The 17,455-nt window shown below is 56.2% G+C and carries 17 protein-coding genes; 12 read left to right on the forward strand and 5 right to left on the reverse strand.

Annotation, left to right across the window (positions count from 1 at the left end; translation table 11 throughout):
• Positions 1–264: 264 nt before the first annotated feature.
• Both IEX74_RS07140 and dusB read right to left on the reverse strand, forming a co-directional pair.
• Entirely contained in the window at positions 265–1,206 is a 942-nt protein-coding gene (locus IEX74_RS07140) for a DMT family transporter (protein WP_188812529.1), read from the reverse strand.
• A 247-nt stretch (positions 1,207–1,453) separates the two neighbouring features.
• Entirely contained in the window at positions 1,454–2,443 is a 990-nt protein-coding gene (gene dusB, locus IEX74_RS07145) for a tRNA dihydrouridine synthase DusB (protein ID WP_188812531.1), read from the reverse strand.
• Positions 2,444–2,623: 180 nt separating this feature from the next.
• Here dusB and IEX74_RS07150 point away from each other — a divergent pair, with 180 nt between their 5' ends.
• The 5 genes from IEX74_RS07150 to IEX74_RS07170 all read left to right on the forward strand — a co-directional run bounded on the left by IEX74_RS07150 (position 2,624) and on the right by IEX74_RS07170 (position 7,910).
• Positions 2,624–3,700 (forward strand): CPBP family intramembrane glutamic endopeptidase, encoded by a 1,077-nt coding sequence (locus tag IEX74_RS07150; protein WP_188812533.1) that lies wholly within the window; start codon positions 2,624–2,626, stop codon positions 3,698–3,700.
• A 28-nt stretch (positions 3,701–3,728) separates the two neighbouring features.
• On the forward strand, positions 3,729–4,685 hold the full coding sequence (locus IEX74_RS07155; RefSeq protein WP_188812535.1) for a phosphatidate cytidylyltransferase: 957 nt from the start codon (positions 3,729–3,731) through the stop codon (positions 4,683–4,685).
• 227 nt (positions 4,686–4,912) lie between these two features.
• Entirely contained in the window at positions 4,913–6,199 is a 1,287-nt protein-coding gene (locus IEX74_RS07160) for a Glu/Leu/Phe/Val family dehydrogenase (protein ID WP_188812537.1), read from the forward strand.
• Between the two features lie 263 nt (positions 6,200–6,462).
• A complete protein-coding gene (locus IEX74_RS07165; RefSeq protein ID WP_188812539.1) occupies positions 6,463–7,143 on the forward strand; it encodes a phosphatidylserine decarboxylase family protein in 681 nt (226 codons plus the stop codon).
• Positions 7,144–7,220: 77 nt separating this feature from the next.
• Positions 7,221–7,910 carry a hypothetical protein gene (locus IEX74_RS07170; RefSeq protein WP_188812541.1) on the forward strand — a complete coding sequence of 230 codons (690 nt, stop codon included), beginning with the start codon at positions 7,221–7,223 and terminating at the stop codon, positions 7,908–7,910.
• A gap of 49 nt (positions 7,911–7,959) precedes the next feature.
• Here the strand turns inward: IEX74_RS07170 and IEX74_RS07175 are convergent, their stop codons facing one another.
• The 3 genes from IEX74_RS07175 to ribD form a co-directional block, all read right to left on the reverse strand.
• Complete coding sequence (locus IEX74_RS07175; RefSeq protein WP_188812543.1) at positions 7,960–8,373, reverse strand: VOC family protein; 414 nt, start codon at positions 8,371–8,373, stop codon at positions 7,960–7,962.
• 2 nt (positions 8,374–8,375) lie between these two features.
• Entirely contained in the window at positions 8,376–8,858 is a 483-nt protein-coding gene (gene msrC / locus IEX74_RS07180) for a free L-methionine (R)-S-oxide reductase MsrC (RefSeq protein ID WP_188812545.1), read from the reverse strand.
• 101 nt (positions 8,859–8,959) lie between these two features.
• Positions 8,960–9,994: a bifunctional diaminohydroxyphosphoribosylaminopyrimidine deaminase/5-amino-6-(5-phosphoribosylamino)uracil reductase RibD gene (gene ribD / locus IEX74_RS07185; protein WP_188812547.1), complete on the reverse strand. Its 1,035-nt coding sequence runs from the start codon at positions 9,992–9,994 to the stop codon at positions 8,960–8,962.
• 131 nt (positions 9,995–10,125) lie between these two features.
• On the opposite strand from ribD, the gene prmC reads away from it, so the two are divergent.
• The 7 genes from prmC (at position 10,126) to rfbA (ending at position 17,356) form a co-directional block, all read left to right on the forward strand.
• Entirely contained in the window at positions 10,126–10,989 is an 864-nt protein-coding gene (gene prmC / locus IEX74_RS07190) for a peptide chain release factor N(5)-glutamine methyltransferase (protein WP_188812549.1), read from the forward strand.
• 119 nt (positions 10,990–11,108) lie between these two features.
• Positions 11,109–11,717, forward strand: coding sequence for an acyltransferase (locus tag IEX74_RS07195; RefSeq protein ID WP_229755145.1), 609 nt, complete (start codon positions 11,109–11,111; stop codon positions 11,715–11,717).
• Positions 11,718–11,740: 23 nt separating this feature from the next.
• The gene (locus tag IEX74_RS07200; protein ID WP_188812553.1) at positions 11,741–13,036 is read left to right on the forward strand and encodes a nucleotide sugar dehydrogenase; all 1,296 of its coding nucleotides are present in this window, start codon (positions 11,741–11,743) and stop codon (positions 13,034–13,036) included.
• A 90-nt stretch (positions 13,037–13,126) separates the two neighbouring features.
• Positions 13,127–14,149, forward strand: coding sequence for a UDP-glucose 4-epimerase GalE (galE, locus tag IEX74_RS07205; protein WP_188812555.1), 1,023 nt, complete (start codon positions 13,127–13,129; stop codon positions 14,147–14,149).
• An 84-nt stretch (positions 14,150–14,233) separates the two neighbouring features.
• On the forward strand, positions 14,234–15,289 hold the full coding sequence (gene rfbB / locus IEX74_RS07210; RefSeq protein ID WP_188812558.1) for a dTDP-glucose 4,6-dehydratase: 1,056 nt from the start codon (positions 14,234–14,236) through the stop codon (positions 15,287–15,289).
• A gap of 91 nt (positions 15,290–15,380) precedes the next feature.
• Entirely contained in the window at positions 15,381–16,388 is a 1,008-nt protein-coding gene (locus IEX74_RS07215; protein ID WP_188812559.1) for an SDR family oxidoreductase, read from the forward strand.
• Between the two features lie 89 nt (positions 16,389–16,477).
• On the forward strand, positions 16,478–17,356 hold the full coding sequence (rfbA, locus tag IEX74_RS07220) for a glucose-1-phosphate thymidylyltransferase RfbA (protein ID WP_188812560.1): 879 nt from the start codon (positions 16,478–16,480) through the stop codon (positions 17,354–17,356).
• The last annotated feature ends 99 nt before the right edge of the window (positions 17,357–17,455 follow it).

The following is a 17,455-nucleotide window of genomic DNA, read 5'->3' on the forward strand; positions in this document are numbered from 1 at the left end:
AACCACATACAGACATCCACAGTATGATAGACTAATAATAGCCTAAAAGTGGTCAGTCGGCTCTTTCGTAAGGCACAAATGGTAGTGAACAGGAGGAATACCGTAAGCCAACGGGCAGATCTGGTATGTCGAGTCGCAAATCCATTGATCAGGTATCAGCACCCAAAACACCAGTAGAAATCAGTGCGGCTGCTATCCTGGGTTGTTTTGAAAGGAGTGTACGTTCAGGCAAGTAGCGTGGGCTTTACTTCTATAAAGCCCACGCTACTTGGCGCGGTGAATGATGAACACGCTGAGCAGGATAATCGCCATGCCGAGCAAGTGCCAGCCGTTGATAACTTCGCCATCGAGCAAGCCCCAACCCAGGGCTACAATGGGCACCAGATAGGTATTGGAGGACGCAAACAGTGCCGTCGATTGATGGATGAGCTTGTTGAACAGCACCATGGCCACGGCTGTGCTCATGGTAGCCAGCAAAGCAATGTAGCCGAACGCGGCCCAAGCGCCAGGCACGGTTGCCAGCTTGTGCAGGAAATCGGTGCCAAGCAGCAGGAAAGCCAGCGCCGGCCCACCGATAAACAGCAGCAGCAGTGCCGTGACGCCTACGGGCGGAATGCTGTGCAAGTGGTGCTTTATCACGTTGACGCTCACGCCGTAGCCAATGGTAGCCACCACGATGTAGAGGCCGTACCAGGCGTTGCCGATGCCCGTCGGGGTGGCTTCGCCGCCGCTGCCGCCCAGCAGCATCAGCACCACCGTGCCCAGCAAACCTAGGCCAATACCGAGTACCCGCAGCCCTGTGAGGCGCTGCCCAAAAAAGAGCGCACCGACTGCCAGCGTGAACACCGCCGTGAGGGCATTGAGCACGCCTGCCAGCCCGGAAGCTAGCTTGGTTTCGGCGTAGGCAAACAAAAAAGCGGGAATGAGCGTGCCAACTATGCCACTCAGCAGCAACCACTTAATCCGGCTGCGCTCTACCTGCCGTACGTGCCGCAGGGCAAATGGCAACAACAACAGCGCCGCCACGCTCACGCGGGTAGCACCTAGCTCTAGGGGCGAAAAAACCACCAACCCCTTCTTCATCAGAATAAACGACGTACCCCAAATGCTGGCCAGCAGCAGCAGCAACCCCCAGGCGGTTGGCGGAATGGGGTGGGAGCTAGGTAGTGCGGTTGGTGCGGGGGAAACGGAAGGTGTAGAAGCCAAAGCAGTAGCGAGTCAACGGGGAATGGCCGTTCAGACGGCAAGTTGGTGAAAAGCTACTTGCGGGTGCCTCGGTACGTTCATCCAGCTCCTGAGAGCTGTCAGCTAAGAAAGCTAGGTGCCAGAAGAAACATTGTCGTCCTGACGCTGGAAGGACCTATTGCTAGTTGAACGAGTCGTTGTTACGTTGTTCAATTGGCAGTAGGTCCTTCACAAGCTCAGGATGACAGGTGATTTCTATTTGAAATGGTTACCCCACCATCACCGGCTCGGCGGCAATGATTTCTTCCAGAATCTCGCGGATAATTTCCGGTTGCTCAGCGTCTACCAAGCGGGTGCGCCATTGCTTAGCGCCTTCCAGGCCACGGAAATACTGGGCGTAGTGGCGGCGCATCTCGAAGATGCCGGCGCGCTGGCCTTTCCACTCCAGGCTCTTCTCGAAGTGCATGCGGCACATGGCCACGCGCTCCTCCACGGTGGGCGGGGCCAGCAGCTCGCCGGTGGCAACGTAGTGCTTTACCTCGCGGAAAATCCAGGGGTAGCCGATGCTGGCGCGGCCAATCATCACGCCGTCCACACCGTAGCGGTTCTTGTATTCGAGGGCCTTCTGGGGCGAGTCGATATCGCCGTTGCCGAAGATCGGAATCCGGATACGCGGGTTTTCTTTGATCTTGGCAATCAAGCGCCAGTCGGCGTCGCCTTTGTACATCTGCACGCGGGTGCGGCCATGCACGGTAAGCGCCTCAATTCCAACATCTTGCAAGCGTTCGGCTACTTCCACTACGTTCTTGGTGGTGTCGTCCCAACCTAGGCGGGTCTTCACCGTCACGGGCAGCGGCGTGTTGCGCACCACGGCGGCGGTCATGTCCACCATCTTCGGAATGTCGCGCAGCAGGGCCGCGCCAGCGCCGCGGCAAGCGACCTGCTTCACCGGGCAGCCGTAATTAATATCAATCAGGTCGGGGCCGGCTTCGGTGCTGATGCGGGCGCACTCGCCCATCGTATCCACGTCGGACCCAAATAGCTGAATACCAATAGGTCGCTCGTAGTCGAACACGTCGAGCTTCTTCTTGCTCTTGGCCGCGTCGCGAATCAGACCTTCCGAGGAAATAAACTCGGTGTACATCAGGTCGGCGCCGTTGGCCTTGCACACGGCCCGGAACGGCGGATCCGACACGTCCTCCATCGGGGCGAGCAAAAGCGGGAAATCGGGCAGAGCTAGGTCGCGGATGTGTACCACAGGAAAGGCGATTACAGGATTTTACGCAAATTTACGACGTCTCCAGCAGACAGGAGCCAGGAGTTAGAAGTCAGGAGCTGAAAGCAAACGTCGAGCGCGCAAGCAAAAGGCGTTATGGCTGTCTTTTGTTCCTTAATCTGTCTTCTAACTCCTGGCTCCTAACTTTTAGCTCCTGCATCTATGAAAGGTTTTGTGTCCAGTCGTTGGCATCCAATTGTAACCCTGCTGATCTGGGCCGCGCTGATGCTGGGGGCCTTCTGCATTGGCTACCTGCTGATTCTGCTGCTCGGCCGGTCTGTGTTCGGCTTAGCTAGCCTCTCCGACTTCAGTGCCGTGATGCAGAGCCCACAGCGCTACCCGCAAGGGTGGGCTTTCACGATGTTGTCGCAGGGGCTGCTGCTGTTTATCGGCTTTGGTTGCTCGGCGCTGGCGTTGGTGGCGCTGAGCGGCAGCGGCATTGTGCCGTATTTTGCCCCGCGCCGCCCGATCCCGGGCTGGTGGCTGCTGGCGGCCGGCCTGCTCATCCTGGTCACGATTCCGCTCATGTCGGGGCTGATCGACTGGAACGCGCACGCGCACTTTCCGGCCTTCCTGAAAGACATGGAAGCCAGCGCCCGCGCCATGGAAGACCGGGCCCAGGAGCTTACCAAGTACCTGACGCAGTTTAGCTCTCCAGCGCGCTTTCTCATTGGCTTACTGGTAATTGCGGTGGTGCCGGCCATCAGCGAAGAGCTGGTTTTTCGGGGCGTCATTCAGCGCAACCTGGTGCAGTGGTTTGGGTCGAGGCACGTTGGAGTATGGACGGCGGCCGTCATTTTCAGCGCCATTCACTTTCAGTTTTTTGGCTTCGTGCCGCGCCTCGTGCTGGGCGTGCTGCTCGGCTACTTGTACGAGTGGAGCGGCAATATTCTGGTGCCGATGGCGGCCCACTTCACCCAGAATGCTTTCCAGCTGGTGCTGCTTTATTTGCAGCAGCGCCACATAGGCAATGCCTTCAATCCTGATTCTACCGAGAGCCTGCCCTGGCCGCTGGTGCTGGGTTCGGCTGCTCTTACGGCCTTATTGTTGCTCAGCCTGCGTCGCTGGCTGGCCGCGCCCGTTGCTACCGATGAGGCTGCATTGCCCACCGAGATGCACACGCTCAGCAGCGGCGGCGCTGCCGTAACCACGCCCACTTCCTACGTGCCGCCGATGGGGCGCACCCTAGGTCGGGCCGGCATCGACGGCAGCCGCGAAGATTCTCCTGCTCAATCGTAGTTAGCTCACCCTTTCTCTCTCCACCCCCTTGTCTAGCTCGCCCGCTCCCCCCGAATCCGTACCGAAGCCCCCCGCCGGTAAGAAACCCATGTCGAACCTAGGTCAGCGCGTCATATTCGGCGTGCTGGGCGCCGTGGTGCTGCTGGGCTGCATCTGGTACAGCGCCTGGACGTTCGCGCTGTTCTTCGGGCTCGTGCAGATGCGGATGCTGTGGGAGTTCTACCGGATGATGCGCAAGGCGGGATACAAGCCGGCCGCATTGGTGGGCGGTGGCTTGAGCGTGGTGATTTTTGGGGTGATTCACTTCCTAAATGGAGTGTACCATTATTCAGGTGTAACACGCACTGAAACGTTGGATTTCCCAGGCGTAGGATTGTTTGGCTTTATTCCTGCTGCTCAGAATGCTCTAGTGGGATTAGCTGTTTTGTTGCCCGTCATTCTAATCCTGCGCGAGATGTTTGCGTGGCCGCGGCCCAACCAGAACTTTTCACCCTTTGCCAACGTCGGGGTAGCACTACTTGGCTTGCTCTACGTGAGTGTTCCGATGAGCCTGATTAATGCATTGGTATTCAACGAGAAAGGCTACGACTACCGCCGCATCCTAGCCCTGTTGCTCCTTGTCTGGACGGCCGACATAGGCGCATACGCCGCCGGCAAAACCTTCGGCAAACACAAGCTAGCCCCAAAGATTTCGCCCGGCAAAACCTGGGAAGGCTGGATAGGCGGCACACTGCTCACGCTGGTGGTCGGCTGGGGTCTAGGGTACTTGCTGCCGGAAATGCCGCTCACAACGCGCCTGGTAGCGGCGGGCGTAGTGGCAGTATTCGGCGTGCTGGGCGACCTGGCCGAATCCATGCTCAAGCGCAGCGTCGATGTGAAAGACTCCGGCCGCATCATGCCCGGCCACGGCGGTTTGCTCGATCGGTTTGATGCTTTTCTGTTCGTGGTGCCCGTGCTGGTGGTGCTGCAATTGCTGTTCAGCTAACAAAACCTAGGGGCTGGCTCTTTGTGAACCGCGCTTCATCCAACGTTAATCTGGATTAACTCTATATTAATACGTTCCAATTGCACGAGAAGCGCACCCGTTGTGTTGTCGTAAGCGTATGCTAGGGAGCAGTTACCTTTGCTCCGAAATTTGTTTTTCCTGCTGTAGCTCCCACCCACTGCGCGCAGCTTTTTATTTCACCACCCATTTCCTAATCCCTTACTCACATGGCTGTTAGCACTGTGTATAAAGAACCGGCCCCGCTCGTGGACCGCGAAAATCCCCTGGAGTCCATGATGTCGCGCTTCAACGTGGCGGCGGAGATTCTAGGGCTTGACGACGAAACCTATAACGTCCTGAAAGCGCCCGACAAGCAGATCATCGTCAACATCCCCGTGACGATGGACAACGGTCAGCGGCGTGTGTTTGAGGGCTACCGCGTGGTGCATAATACTATCCTCGGCCCTTCGAAAGGCGGTATCCGCTACGATATGCACGTTCACCTGGATGAGGTGAAGGCCCTGGCCGCCTGGATGACGTGGAAGTGCGCCGTGGTTGATATTCCATATGGCGGCGCGAAAGGTGGTATCATCTGTGACCCCACTACCATGAGCCCCGGCGAGATTGAGCGCCTCACCCGCGGCTACACGCTGGCGATGAAAGACGTATTCGGCCCCGACCGCGACATTCCGGCCCCCGACATGGGCACGGGTCCGCGCGAAATGGCGTGGCTGATGGACGAATTCTCCAAGACTACCGGTATGACTTCACCCGCCGTCGTGACGGGTAAGCCGCTCGTGCTCGGCGGTTCGCTGGGCCGCGTGGAGGCCACTGGCCGGGGCGTGATGGTATCAGCTATTGCCGCCATGAAAAAGCTAGGTATGGACCCCAAGCAGTCGTCGGTGGCGGTGCAGGGTTTCGGCAACGTAGGCTCCTGGGCCGCGAAGCTTTTAAGTGAGAAGGGCTTGAAAGTGAAGGGCGTATCCGATATCAGCGGGGCGTACTGGAACGAGAACGGCATCAACATCGACGAGGCTATTGCCTACAAAAACGCGCACAACGGCCGTCTCGATGGCTTCACGGGTGCCGTGAAGATGGATGCCGATGAGCTGCTCATCTCACCCGTTGATGTGCTGGTGCCTGCTGCCGTGGAAGATGTGATTACCGAGCACAACGCCAACGATATCAAAGCCAAGCTGATCGTGGAAGGCGCCAACGGTCCCACGGCCGCTTCCGCTGACCCCATCATTCGGGATAAGAAAATCATGGTTGTGCCCGACATTCTGGCTAACTCCGGCGGCGTGACGGTGTCGTACTTCGAGTGGGTGCAGAACCGCCTCGGCTACAAGTGGAGCGAGAACATGGTAATCGAGCGGGCCGAGCGGATCATGACGGATGCCTTCGAAAAAGTGTACGCCACTGCCGAGAAATACAATGTGACCATGCGCATTGCCGCCTACGTGGTAGCTATTGATAAGGTGGCCCAAACGTATAAATACCGCGGCGGCTTCTAACTTTGCTGTCGGGCTATTACCTAGGTAGCAGCGTTTAAGTTGATTCTCTGCGAATTAGTAGCTGTTTCTTTAAAATTGCAGACTGGATACGCCCGGACCATTTGGCCCGGGCTATCTTTGTCAGCCTTTCGTACTTTCGTTTCCCGATCTAACCCGGCGCAACTTTTGTTGCCTACTTGCCTGTTCGACTAACCTAGCTATTTGACACTACTTTACGTACGCATTCAGCAGCAAAGGAAGTCAGCGCAGCTAATCTGCGATTTATGAAGATTCACAAAGAAGGACGACGCATACTCTTTTTTACCATCCTGGCCCTGTTGGCGGTCAACCTGTTGCTGTTTCAGCTGAATGCCCGCAACGTCACGTTCAACCGGATCTTTGCCGGGGCATCGGCGGTGGCTTTTCTGTTGCTGCTTCAGTTCTTCCGGAGCCCGTACCGCAACCTGCTCACCCACGAGGATCTGCTGATTGCGCCCGCCGACGGGAAAGTGGTCGTGATTGAGGATGTGCACGAGCCCGAGTATTTTGATGATATGCGCAAGCAGATCAGCATCTTCATGTCGCCGATCAACGTGCACATCACCCGCAACCCGATTTCAGGTATCGTGCGCTACTTCAAGTACCACCCCGGCAACTACCTGGTCGCCTGGCACCCGAAGAGCAGCACCAAAAACGAGCGCACCACGGTAGTCGTCGAGTCAGATGCCGGCCCGCTGGTGTTGTTCCGGCAGATTGCCGGCGCTATGGCCCGCCGCATTGTGTGGTACGTGAACGAAGGCGACGAAGTAAGCCAAGGCGAAGAGTTTGGCTTCATTAAGTTCGGCTCCCGCGTCGACGTTTTCGTGCCGCTGGATACTGACATCAAAGTGCAGCTCGGCGACAAGGTGAAAGGCGGCGAAACCATCATTGCGCAGCTGAAAACGGCTACTCCGGCACTGTTCTGAGACGAGCTAACCTAGGTATTTAAAATAACGAAGAAGCCGCTCGTAGCACTTACGAGCGGCTTCTTCGTTATTGCGCCATGCAACCGACAGATGTTTTCCAGCAAGTGCTGGCAAAGGCAATGTCGGTACCTGACTTTGAGCGTTGGGTATACGACACACCTGCGTTAGAGCTGTTCCTTAGTGCCGACGAGTACTTGGAGCTAATCAGCCTGAATTACAAGGACAAATCAGCCTTGTACGAGCTGGAAAAGATAATAGGGCACTACGTAGATTGGGGCCAAGTACGTAGCAATGAGCTGCAACAGCTGCTGCAAATCATAATCAGCCGTCCTGATAGCGACGCGGTACTACTAGCTCTTACTGCTAGCTACGATTGGTATTGCGACGGTTGTTCTTTTCTGTCAGACCTAGCTTTTGATTATGGATTGGCAACTGAGCAAGATTTTGGCTGGGAGGCTTATAAAAACTGGAAGTCGATATCAGAAGAAGAGAGGCAGAAATACCTGGATCAGTTTTATCCGGGAGCCGCCCAAGAAGCCGCACGCGTACTTGAGTGGTTGGCGAGTGGCAGCATCCGGTTACACCTAAAATCGCAGCACGATGAGCTTGAGTATACCGATAATCGCGGCTCACTTGAACAAAAAGAACCATCCTTGCTCCTAAACAGTGCGAAAAGGTACGTGCCTGCCGCGCCCGCTCCAGCATCGGAAGCCAACAGGACTGCGCAGCTTGCTAAAAGCAAGAAGTGGTGGCAGTTCTGGAAATAATCATTGCTAAAATCACTGCGCCACAAGAGTGATGAGCTGCAACATACTACTAGCGCCACTCTCCTTGTTGCAGCACAACCCGGTAGCCATCTTCGTCCTCGAAGGTAAGGCCGTGCTTATCCCAATAAGGATTGTAAGCCACAATAGGCTCGAAGCCGTGCTGCCGCATGCGGTCTACCGCTTGCTGCCACATACCTAGGTCAGGTAAATAAAAGACTAATAGGTTATCCGGGCTAGGTGCGCCGGCTACGAGGTGCCCACGGAGGTGCGTGAACTCGAAGTGGTACGGAAAACCTAGGTGGCCCAGCATCACGCCGTCGAAACCATTGTGGTCTTCAAACCGATACAGCACTTCCAACCCCAGCCCGTCGCGGTAGAAGGGAAGAAGTGCTTCGATGTTATTGGTTGGGCGCGCAACTCGCAAGATAGGAGCACCCGTTGCCAACGACGACGTGCCTGTCATGGCTAGAACCACTGCACCATCAGCTGCGCGAGCTGCTCCAGGTACACCTGGTCGTCGTGGTCGAAGTCGTTGAGTTGGTCGCTGTCCACGTCGAGCACCATCACTACGCGGCCTTCCTTTAGCACCGGGACCACGATTTCGGAGCGAGAGGCGCTGCTGCACGCAATATGACCGGGAAATGCGTCTACATCAGGCACCAGCACGGTTTCCGCGCGGGCCCAACTGGTGCCGCACACCCCCTTACCGTGCCGGATGCGCGTGCAGGCGACTGGTCCCTGAAACGGACCTAGCACTAGTTCATTGTCTTTCACCACATAAGCGCCCACCCAGAAAAAGTTGAAAGCTTGCTTCAGGACGGCCATTACGTTAGCTAGGTTCGCTGTTTGGTCCGGCTCGCCGGTAGTCAGGGCTTCAATCTGGGGGAGAAGCTGCCGGTATTTTTCGGCTTTGGTAAGCGTAATATCAAGGATGAGGTCTTCAGCCATGGATTCGTTTTTTGTTGTCGGTTGTTTGTTTTTCGTTAGTAATCGTCTGACGGTTAAGGTGTCGAACGAGAGCTGCCAGCCAACAGCTAAAAGCCAGCAGCTTAACTGTTCTGGTAAATAAACAAATCATCCGCACCAAAGGTGAGATGCTCGCGCAAACCAGCCAGCCCCGGCTTCGGTGCCAAGATACCGCCGCCAAGCTGCTTGGCATTGCGCAGCACCCTGGCTTCGTCCCACAAACCGTCGCGCATCAAAGAGTTAAGCACCGTCGGGCCGCCTTCTACCAGCACCGATTGCACGTTGCGCCGATACAGATCGGCAAACAGCTGCGGGAACAGATCGTCGGCCTCCGTGAGCGTCACAAACTCCAGGTTCGGCTTGTTGGCCCGCTCGCGGTAGGTGTAGATTACCGTCGGAATCTGCTCATCGAGTACGTGGTGCGTGGGCGGCAGGCTCAGGTTTTTGTCGATAATAACGCGCAAGGGCGCTTGCCCCCACCACTCGCGCACGTTCAGAGTGGGGTTGTCGTGCAAAGCTGTGCGCGTGCCAATTAGGATGGCTTGTTCCTCCGCCCGCCACTGGTGCACCACGACCCGAGCTAGCTCCCCGCTGATCTGAATGGGCTGAAAGTACGGTCCAGCCAGGAAGCCATCGGCGGTTTCGGCCCACTTCAGCACCACGTAGGGCCGTTTTTTCTCCTGAAACGTGAAGAAGCGCCGGTTGAGCCAGCGTCCTTCGGCCGCCAGTACGTCGGTTTCGACGTGGATGCCGGCGGCGCGCAATTTCTCCAAGCCTTGGCCTGCCACTAGCGGGTTAGGATCGAGGTTACAAACCACGACTTCCTTCACCTTTTTGGCAATGAGCAAATCGGCGCAGGGCGGCGTTTTGCCGTGGTGCGAGCAAGGCTCCAGGGTCACGTACACGCGGCTTTCCAGCAGCAGGCTTTCGTCGGTCACCGAAGCGAGGGCATTCACCTCGGCATGTGGGCCGCCGTACTGCCGGTGCCAACCCTCGCCGATGATACGGCCGTTGTGCGTGACGACGCAGCCTACGACCGGGTTGGGTCGGGCGTAGCCGGTACCTAGCCTCGCCAGATCGAGGGCGCGGCGCATCATCAGGTTATCGAAATCGGCCATAGTGGGTGGGAGAGTGGTGAGTGGTGAGGTGGTGAGTGGTGAAATAGTCAAATATGCGGCAGTAATTTGATGTTCTATTTACCAGTTTATATACCAACATCACAACTCACCCCTCACCACCTCACCATCTCATGCCCACCATTCGCCAGCTTGCCGCTGACCTCACCACCGCGCTACTCGCCGTTTATCCTGCTTCCGAGGCGGCGGCTGTTGCCGGATTGGTGCTGGAGCACTTGTTGCAACTCTCGCCACTTCAGCGCCGTGTGCGTGCCGATGAGGAAGTAGCGCCCGCGGTAGTGGCACAATTGCCCGAATTGCAAGCTCGTTTGTTGCGCCACGAGCCGGTGCAGTATGTGCTTGGCGTAGCGTGGTTTGCGGATATGGAGCTGGAAGTAACGCCCGCCACCCTCATACCTAGGCCCGAAACGGAAGAGCTGGTGCGGCTGATTGCCGAAGAGCAGAAAGGGCGGGCTGGACTGACTGTGCTGGATGTCGGCACCGGCACCGGTTGTATTCCGCTGACCTTGAGTAAGATGCTTGTGAAGGCCCATATCTTCAGCGTCGATGTTTCTGCTGAAGCGCTGGCTGTGGCTCGCCGCAATGCGGTCCGCTACAACGCACCCATCGAGTTTCAGCAGCTCGATATTTTGCGGGAAGCGCCCCAAAACCTAGGTTCGCAGTCGGTGGATGTGCTGGTCAGCAATCCGCCGTACGTGCTGGAGAACGAGCGGCCGCTGATGCGCGCCAACGTGCTCGACTACGAGCCGGCCACCGCGCTGTTCGTGCCCGACACCGACCCACTGCTCTTCTATCGCCGCATTGCCGAATTGGGCCAAAACTTGCTAAAGCCGGGCGGCACGCTCTATTTTGAAATCAACGAACAGTATGCCTTGTTGCTGCAAGATCTGCTCACCAACCTAGGCTACAAGCAGATACGAACGCACCAGGATTTGTTCGGCAAAGACCGAATGCTGCGAGGGAGTTGGGAAGAATAAAGCGCAAAGCAGCACCTAGGTTAGCTAACTTCCTTTCTGACAAGGCTCGCAAGTAGGAAAACCGCTACCTTTGCCGCCTAAAAAGCAGCCTGCGGCCGCACTCATCTTTTACGCTTTCTGTGACCGAAACTCCTGCTTACTTCGCGCATCCAACCGCCGTTCTGGACGAAGGCTGCCGCATCGGTGATGGGTGCCGCATCTGGCATTTTTCGCACCTGATGCCGGGCTGCGAGTTAGGCGAAGGGTGCAGCATCGGGCAAAACGTGATGGTGGCCGATGGCGTGCGGCTAGGTCGGAATGTGAAGGTGCAGAACAACGTGAGCCTTTATAGTGGCGTGGTGTGTGAAGATGACGTGTTCCTGGGGCCATCGGTGGTATTCACCAACGTCAAAAACCCGCGTAGCGCTGTGCCCCGCCGCGGGGCAGGTCATTACCAGACTACCTACCTGGAACAAGGCGTGAGCATCGGCGCGAACAGCACCATCGTGTGTGGCGTACGCCTAGGTCAGTATGCCTTTGTGGGGGCCGGCTCGGTCGTGACGAAAGATGTGGCGCCGTTTGCTTTGGTGTACGGCAACCCCGCCCGGCCCCGTGGTTGGATGAGCGCCTACGGGCACCGCCTGGCTTTCGATGCAGCCGGGCACGCTACTTGCCCCGAGAGCGGCGAACAGTACGAGTTGACCGCTGAAAATCAGGTCAAACGAATTTCTTCGATTCAAAATCTATAATTCATACTCTTAGGATTTCCGTCGTGTACGAGCAGTTACTTCAAAAGCAGGCCAAGCTGGCCGTTATCGGCCTAGGGTATGTGGGCCTGCCTATCGCCCTCGAATTTGCCCGCAAACTTCAGGTTATTGGCTTCGATATCAACGCCGAACGCATCGAGATGATGCGCAACAACATAGACCCCAGCGGCGAGTTGGAAGTCAAGGATTTCGAAGGCTGCGACATCACCTTCACCGATTCGCTCGACGTGTTGCGCGAGGCGCAGTTCTTCATCGTGGCTGTGCCTACGCCCATTGACGAGCACGCCATGCCCGACCTGAAGCCGTTGCTCGGTGCCTCAGGCAGCGTAGGTAAGGTGCTGAAACAAGGTGATTATGTGGTGTTTGAGTCGACGGTGTACCCTGGCTGCACCGAGGAAGACTGCATTCCGGTCCTGGAAAAGCTTTCGGGCCTGAAGTTTCCGACGGACTTCAAAGTAGGCTACTCGCCCGAGCGCATCAACCCCGGCGACAAGGAGCACACACTGGCGCGCATCGTGAAAGTAGTGTCGGGTTGCGACGAGGAGTCCTTGGATGTGATTGCGAAAGTGTACGAGCTGGTCGTGACGGCCGGCGTGCACCGCGCCAGCAGCATCCGCGTAGCCGAAGCCGCCAAGATTATCGAGAACACCCAGCGCGACGTGAACATCGCCCTGATGAACGAGCTGTCGATGATCTTCGACCGCATGAGCATCAACACCTACGAGGTGCTGGAAGCCGCCGGCACGAAGTGGAACTTCCTCCGGTTCTCGCCCGGCCTGGTGGGCGGCCACTGCATCGGTGTCGATCCTTACTACCTGACCTACAAGGCAAAAGAACTAGGTTACGACGCCAAAGTCATTCTCTCCGGCCGCACCACCAACGACAACATGGGTGCTTACATCGCCCGCAAAACGGTGCAGATGATGATCAAGCAGGGCAAGGACGTGGCGAAAAGCAAGGTGCTGGTGATGGGTGCCACCTTCAAGGAAAACGTGGAAGACATCCGCAATTCCAAAGTGGCCGACGTCATTCAGGAGCTGCGCAACTTCTCGGTGAACGTGGACATCGTCGATCCGCACGCTGATTCCGACGAGCTGCACCACGAGTACGGCTTCCGCCTGACAGCTCCCGAAAACCTAGGTCACGATTATGACGGGGTTATCGTAGCGGTCAGCCACAAGCCGTACACGGAGCTGGACGAGGCTTACTTCCAATCGATTACGTCCGAAAACGCGGTTTTGGTGGATATCAAAGGCCTGTTCCGGAGCAGAATTCAGGAGCTGCAGTATTGGAGTCTATAGAGTAGCTGAGTAACTGAGTAGCTGAGTAATCGTTCTAGTAGTTTACTCCTTTACTTAGTTACTCTCTCACTCAGTTACGCATTGGAAAACATGGAACGAGCAAAAATACTAGTGACGGGTGGCGCAGGCTTTATAGGCTCCCACGCGGTAGTTGAGTTGTATGAGGCAGGCTATCAGCCGATTATTGTCGACGACTTCAGCAATTCGAAGGAGTCTGTATTGCGTGGTATTCAGGAAATCCTAGGTGTCGAGATTCCCTGCCATGACATCGACTGCGGCGACGCGGACGCGCTACGCGGGGTGTTCTCGCAGGAGAAGGACATCAAGGGCATCATTCACTTTGCGGCCTTCAAAGCCGTGGGCGAGTCGATGCAGAAGCCGTTGGCCTACTACCGCAACAACGTGGGCTCCCTGATGACGCTGCTGACGGTAATGCCCGAATTCGGCATTAAGAACTTCGTGTTTTCGTCGTCGTGCACCGTGTACGGTATTCCGGACCAGCTGCCCGTGACGGAGCAAACACCCACGAAGCCAGCTACTTCGCCCTACGGCAATACCAAGAAGATCTGCGAGGACATTCTCACGGATGTCGCCAAAGCCAGCGACTCGTTGCATACCATTCTGCTGCGCTACTTCAATCCGATCGGCGCGCATCCATCAGCTAAGATTGGCGAGCTGCCCCTGGGTGTGCCCCAAAACCTGGTACCTTTTATCACGCAAACGGCCGCCGGCATCCGCGAGAAGCTGACCATCTACGGCAATACCTACGATACGCCCGATGGCACCAACATCCGCGACTACATCTACGTGGTCGACCTGGCGAAGGCCCACGTAGTAGCCGTGCAGCGCCTGCTCGATGAGAAAGGCGAAGCAGTAGAAGTCTTCAACGTAGGCACCGGCCGCGGCAACAGCGTGCTGGAAGTGGTAAATGCTTTCGAAAAGGCAACCGGCGTGAAGCTAAATTACACCATCGGCCCACCCCGCGCCGGCGACGTCCCCGCCATTTACGCCGACGTTACGAAAGCCACGAACGAGCTAGGTTTCAAGACGACTTCCTCCTTGGAAGAGGCACTGGCCAGCGCCTGGAAATGGCAGGAATCATTGGCGAAGTAGTGAGGTAGTGAGCTTGCAGAATAATCTGAATGACAGCTCACTACTTCACCAACTCGCCAGTTCACCATCTCACTATCTCATCTTATGAAAATCATTATCACGGGCGGAGCTGGCTTTATCGGATCACACGTTGTACGGCTGTTTGTCACGAAGTATCCGGAGTACCAAATCCTGAACCTGGATGCGCTGACGTATGCCGGCAATCTGGAGAACCTGCGAGATGTGGAAGGCGCGCCTAACTACCGCTTCGTAAAAGGTGATATTGCCGATCAAGCGTTTGTAGATGAGCTGTTTGCCCGCGAAGAGCCGGATGCGGTGATCCATCTGGCGGCGGAGTCGCATGTCGACCGTTCCATTACGGACCCGCTGGCATTCGTGAAGACCAATGTGCTAGGTACGGTACACTTGCTGAACGCCGCCAAAAACCTCTGGAAGCCCAAGGGCTACGAAGGCCACACGTTCTACCACGTCAGCACCGATGAGGTGTATGGCTCCCTGGAGATGGGCACGGAGATGTTTACGGAGGAAACGCCCTATGATCCTCGTTCACCTTATTCGGCATCCAAAGCTAGCTCCGACCACTTCGTGCGGGCCTGGTACCACACCTACGGACTGCCGGTGAAGCTGAGTAACTGCTCGAACAACTACGGACCCAATCACTTCCCCGAAAAGTTGATTCCGCTGGCGATTCACCGCATTCAGCACGGGCAGCCGGTGCCGGTGTACGGCAAAGGTGAGAACGTGCGCGACTGGCTGTTCGTGAAAGACCACGCTACTGCCATCGATGCTGTGTTCCACAGAGGCAAGCTAGGTGATACCTACAACATCGGCGGCGTGAATGAGTGGCAGAACATCGACCTGATTCGCCTGCTCTGCGACGTACTGGATGAGAAAACCGGCAAGCCGCAAGGCACTTCCCGGCAGCTCATCACCTTCGTGACCGACCGCGCCGGCCACGACCTGCGTTACGCCATCGACTCGTCGAAAATTATGAACGAGCTAGGTTGGAAGCCCTCCGTTACCTTCGAGCAAGGCTTGGCCCAAACCGTCGATTGGTATCTGGCCAATACCGAGTGGCTGGAACACGTAACCAGCGGCGCCTACCAGGATTACTACCACCAGCAATACGCCACGAGGTAGAAGTTTTAAATTATGAGTGTTGAATGGTGAGTTATCCAATAGAAGACACCTTCAACTCAACATTAAACACTTAACACTCAACATTCCCACTGTGTACAATACTCCTTTTCATGACCAGCCGCTTGATAAGCTCACCTTTCTGGTGACGGGCGGTAGCGGCTTTATTGGCTCCAACTTAGTTGAATACCTATTGAAATACGGCGCCGGTACGGTGCGCGTACTCGACAATTATTCCAACGGCTTTCGCAAAAACCTAGGTCTGTTTGCTGACAACCCAGCCTTGGAAATCGTGGAAGGTGATATCCGGGACCCAGAGGTGTGCCGCGCGGCTTGTCACGGCGCGCATATCGTGTTGCACCAGGCGGCGCTAGGTTCGGTGCCGCGCTCCATCAACGACCCCATCACGACCAACGATGTGAACGTGGGTGGCTTTGTGAATATGTTGGTCGCGGCCAAAGACGCTGGCGTAAAGCGCTTTGTGTATGCTGCATCGTCCTCTACCTACGGCGATAGCAAAGCTTTGCCCAAGGTGGAAGACCGTATTGGCAAGCCGCTTTCACCCTACGCGGTTACCAAGTACGCCAACGAGCTTTACGCCGATGTGTTTGGCAAAACCTACGGCATGGAAATCATTGGCCTGCGCTACTTCAACATCTTTGGCCCGCGCCAGGACCCGAATGGCGCGTATGCTGCCGTAATCCCGTTGTTCATCGACGCTATTCTGCAAGGCAAACCGCCGCGCATGAACGGCGATGGAGGTCAAACGCGCGACTTTACCTTCGTCGAGAACTGCGTGCAAGCCAACATCAAAGCGGCACTGGTTACGAACCCGGAAGCTATTAATCAGGTCTATAATATTGCCGTCGCCGACCGCACATCGTTGAACGATTTGTTTAATATTCTGAAGGAAGAAGCCGGCTCCGACCTCACGCCCGAATACGGCCCCGACCGCGCCGGCGACATCCGCGACTCACTGGCCGACATCAGCAAAGCCCAGCGCCTGCTCGGCTACGACCCCCAGATTCGCATCCGGGAAGGCTTGCAGAAGACCCTGGCTTGGTTCAAAGAGAACCAGACGTTTATTCGGGAGAGCAATTAATATGAATGACTGGCTAGTTGATTTTTGAACAGCTAAAAGAATGATCCTTAAGCTAAGAATCAGCTATTTGATAATTTAAGTCCTAACTCATGAAAGGTATTATCCTGGCCGGCGGCTCTGGCACCCGACTGCATCCGCTGACGCTCGCGGTCAGCAAGCAACTGATGCCGGTGTACGATAAGCCGATGATCTACTATCCACTGTCAATCTTGATGATGGCAGGTATCCGGGAGATTCTGATTATCACCACGCCACACGATCAGGCGCAGTTTCAGCGGCTGCTGGGCGATGGCAAGAACCTAGGTTGCGACTTCCAGTATGCTATTCAAGAGGTTCCGAACGGTTTAGCGCAAGCGTTTGTGATCGGGGCTGACTTTATCGGAAGCGATAAAGTGGCCCTAGTGCTAGGCGATAACATCTTCTATGGGGAGGGCTTAGGCAAGCTGCTGCAAAGCAATAATGACCCGGACGGCGGAATCGTATATGCTTATTATGTGCAAGATCCTGAGCGCTATGGTGTCGTAGAGTTCGATGATAATAAAAAGGCGCTCAGCATTGAGGAAAAGCCCAAGCAGCCGAAGAGCAACTACGCTGTGCCAGGTCTTTACTTCTACGACAACGACGTAATCGAAATTGCTAGGAGTCTGCAACCTAGCCCCCGCGGCGAGTACGAAATTACGGACGTGAACCAGGAATATCTGCGGCGCGGCAAGCTGAAAGTAGGCATCCTGGGCCGGGGTACGGCGTGGCTGGATACCGGCACATTCGAGTCGCTGATGCAGGCCTCTGAGTTTGTGCGCGTAATTGAGCATCGCCAGGGCTTGAAGGTGGGTTCGATTGAGGAAGTAGCTTACCGTCAGGGGTTCATTACGGCAGAGCAGCTGCGCAAGATTGCGGAGCCATTGCGCAAAAGCGGCTACGGCGACTACCTGATGAACCTGCCCGGCACGCTGCTGCTGAACGAGTAGCGCAATCACCAAGTAGCGTAAGCCAACACAAGGAAGAGCCGCTCCTAAGATCAGGAGCGGCTCTTCCTTGTGTTAAAAAACCTAGGTGCTGTGGGTAAA

This window comes from Hymenobacter cavernae (genome assembly GCF_014641455.1).
Lineage (GTDB): Bacteria > Bacteroidota > Bacteroidia > Cytophagales > Hymenobacteraceae > Hymenobacter > Hymenobacter cavernae.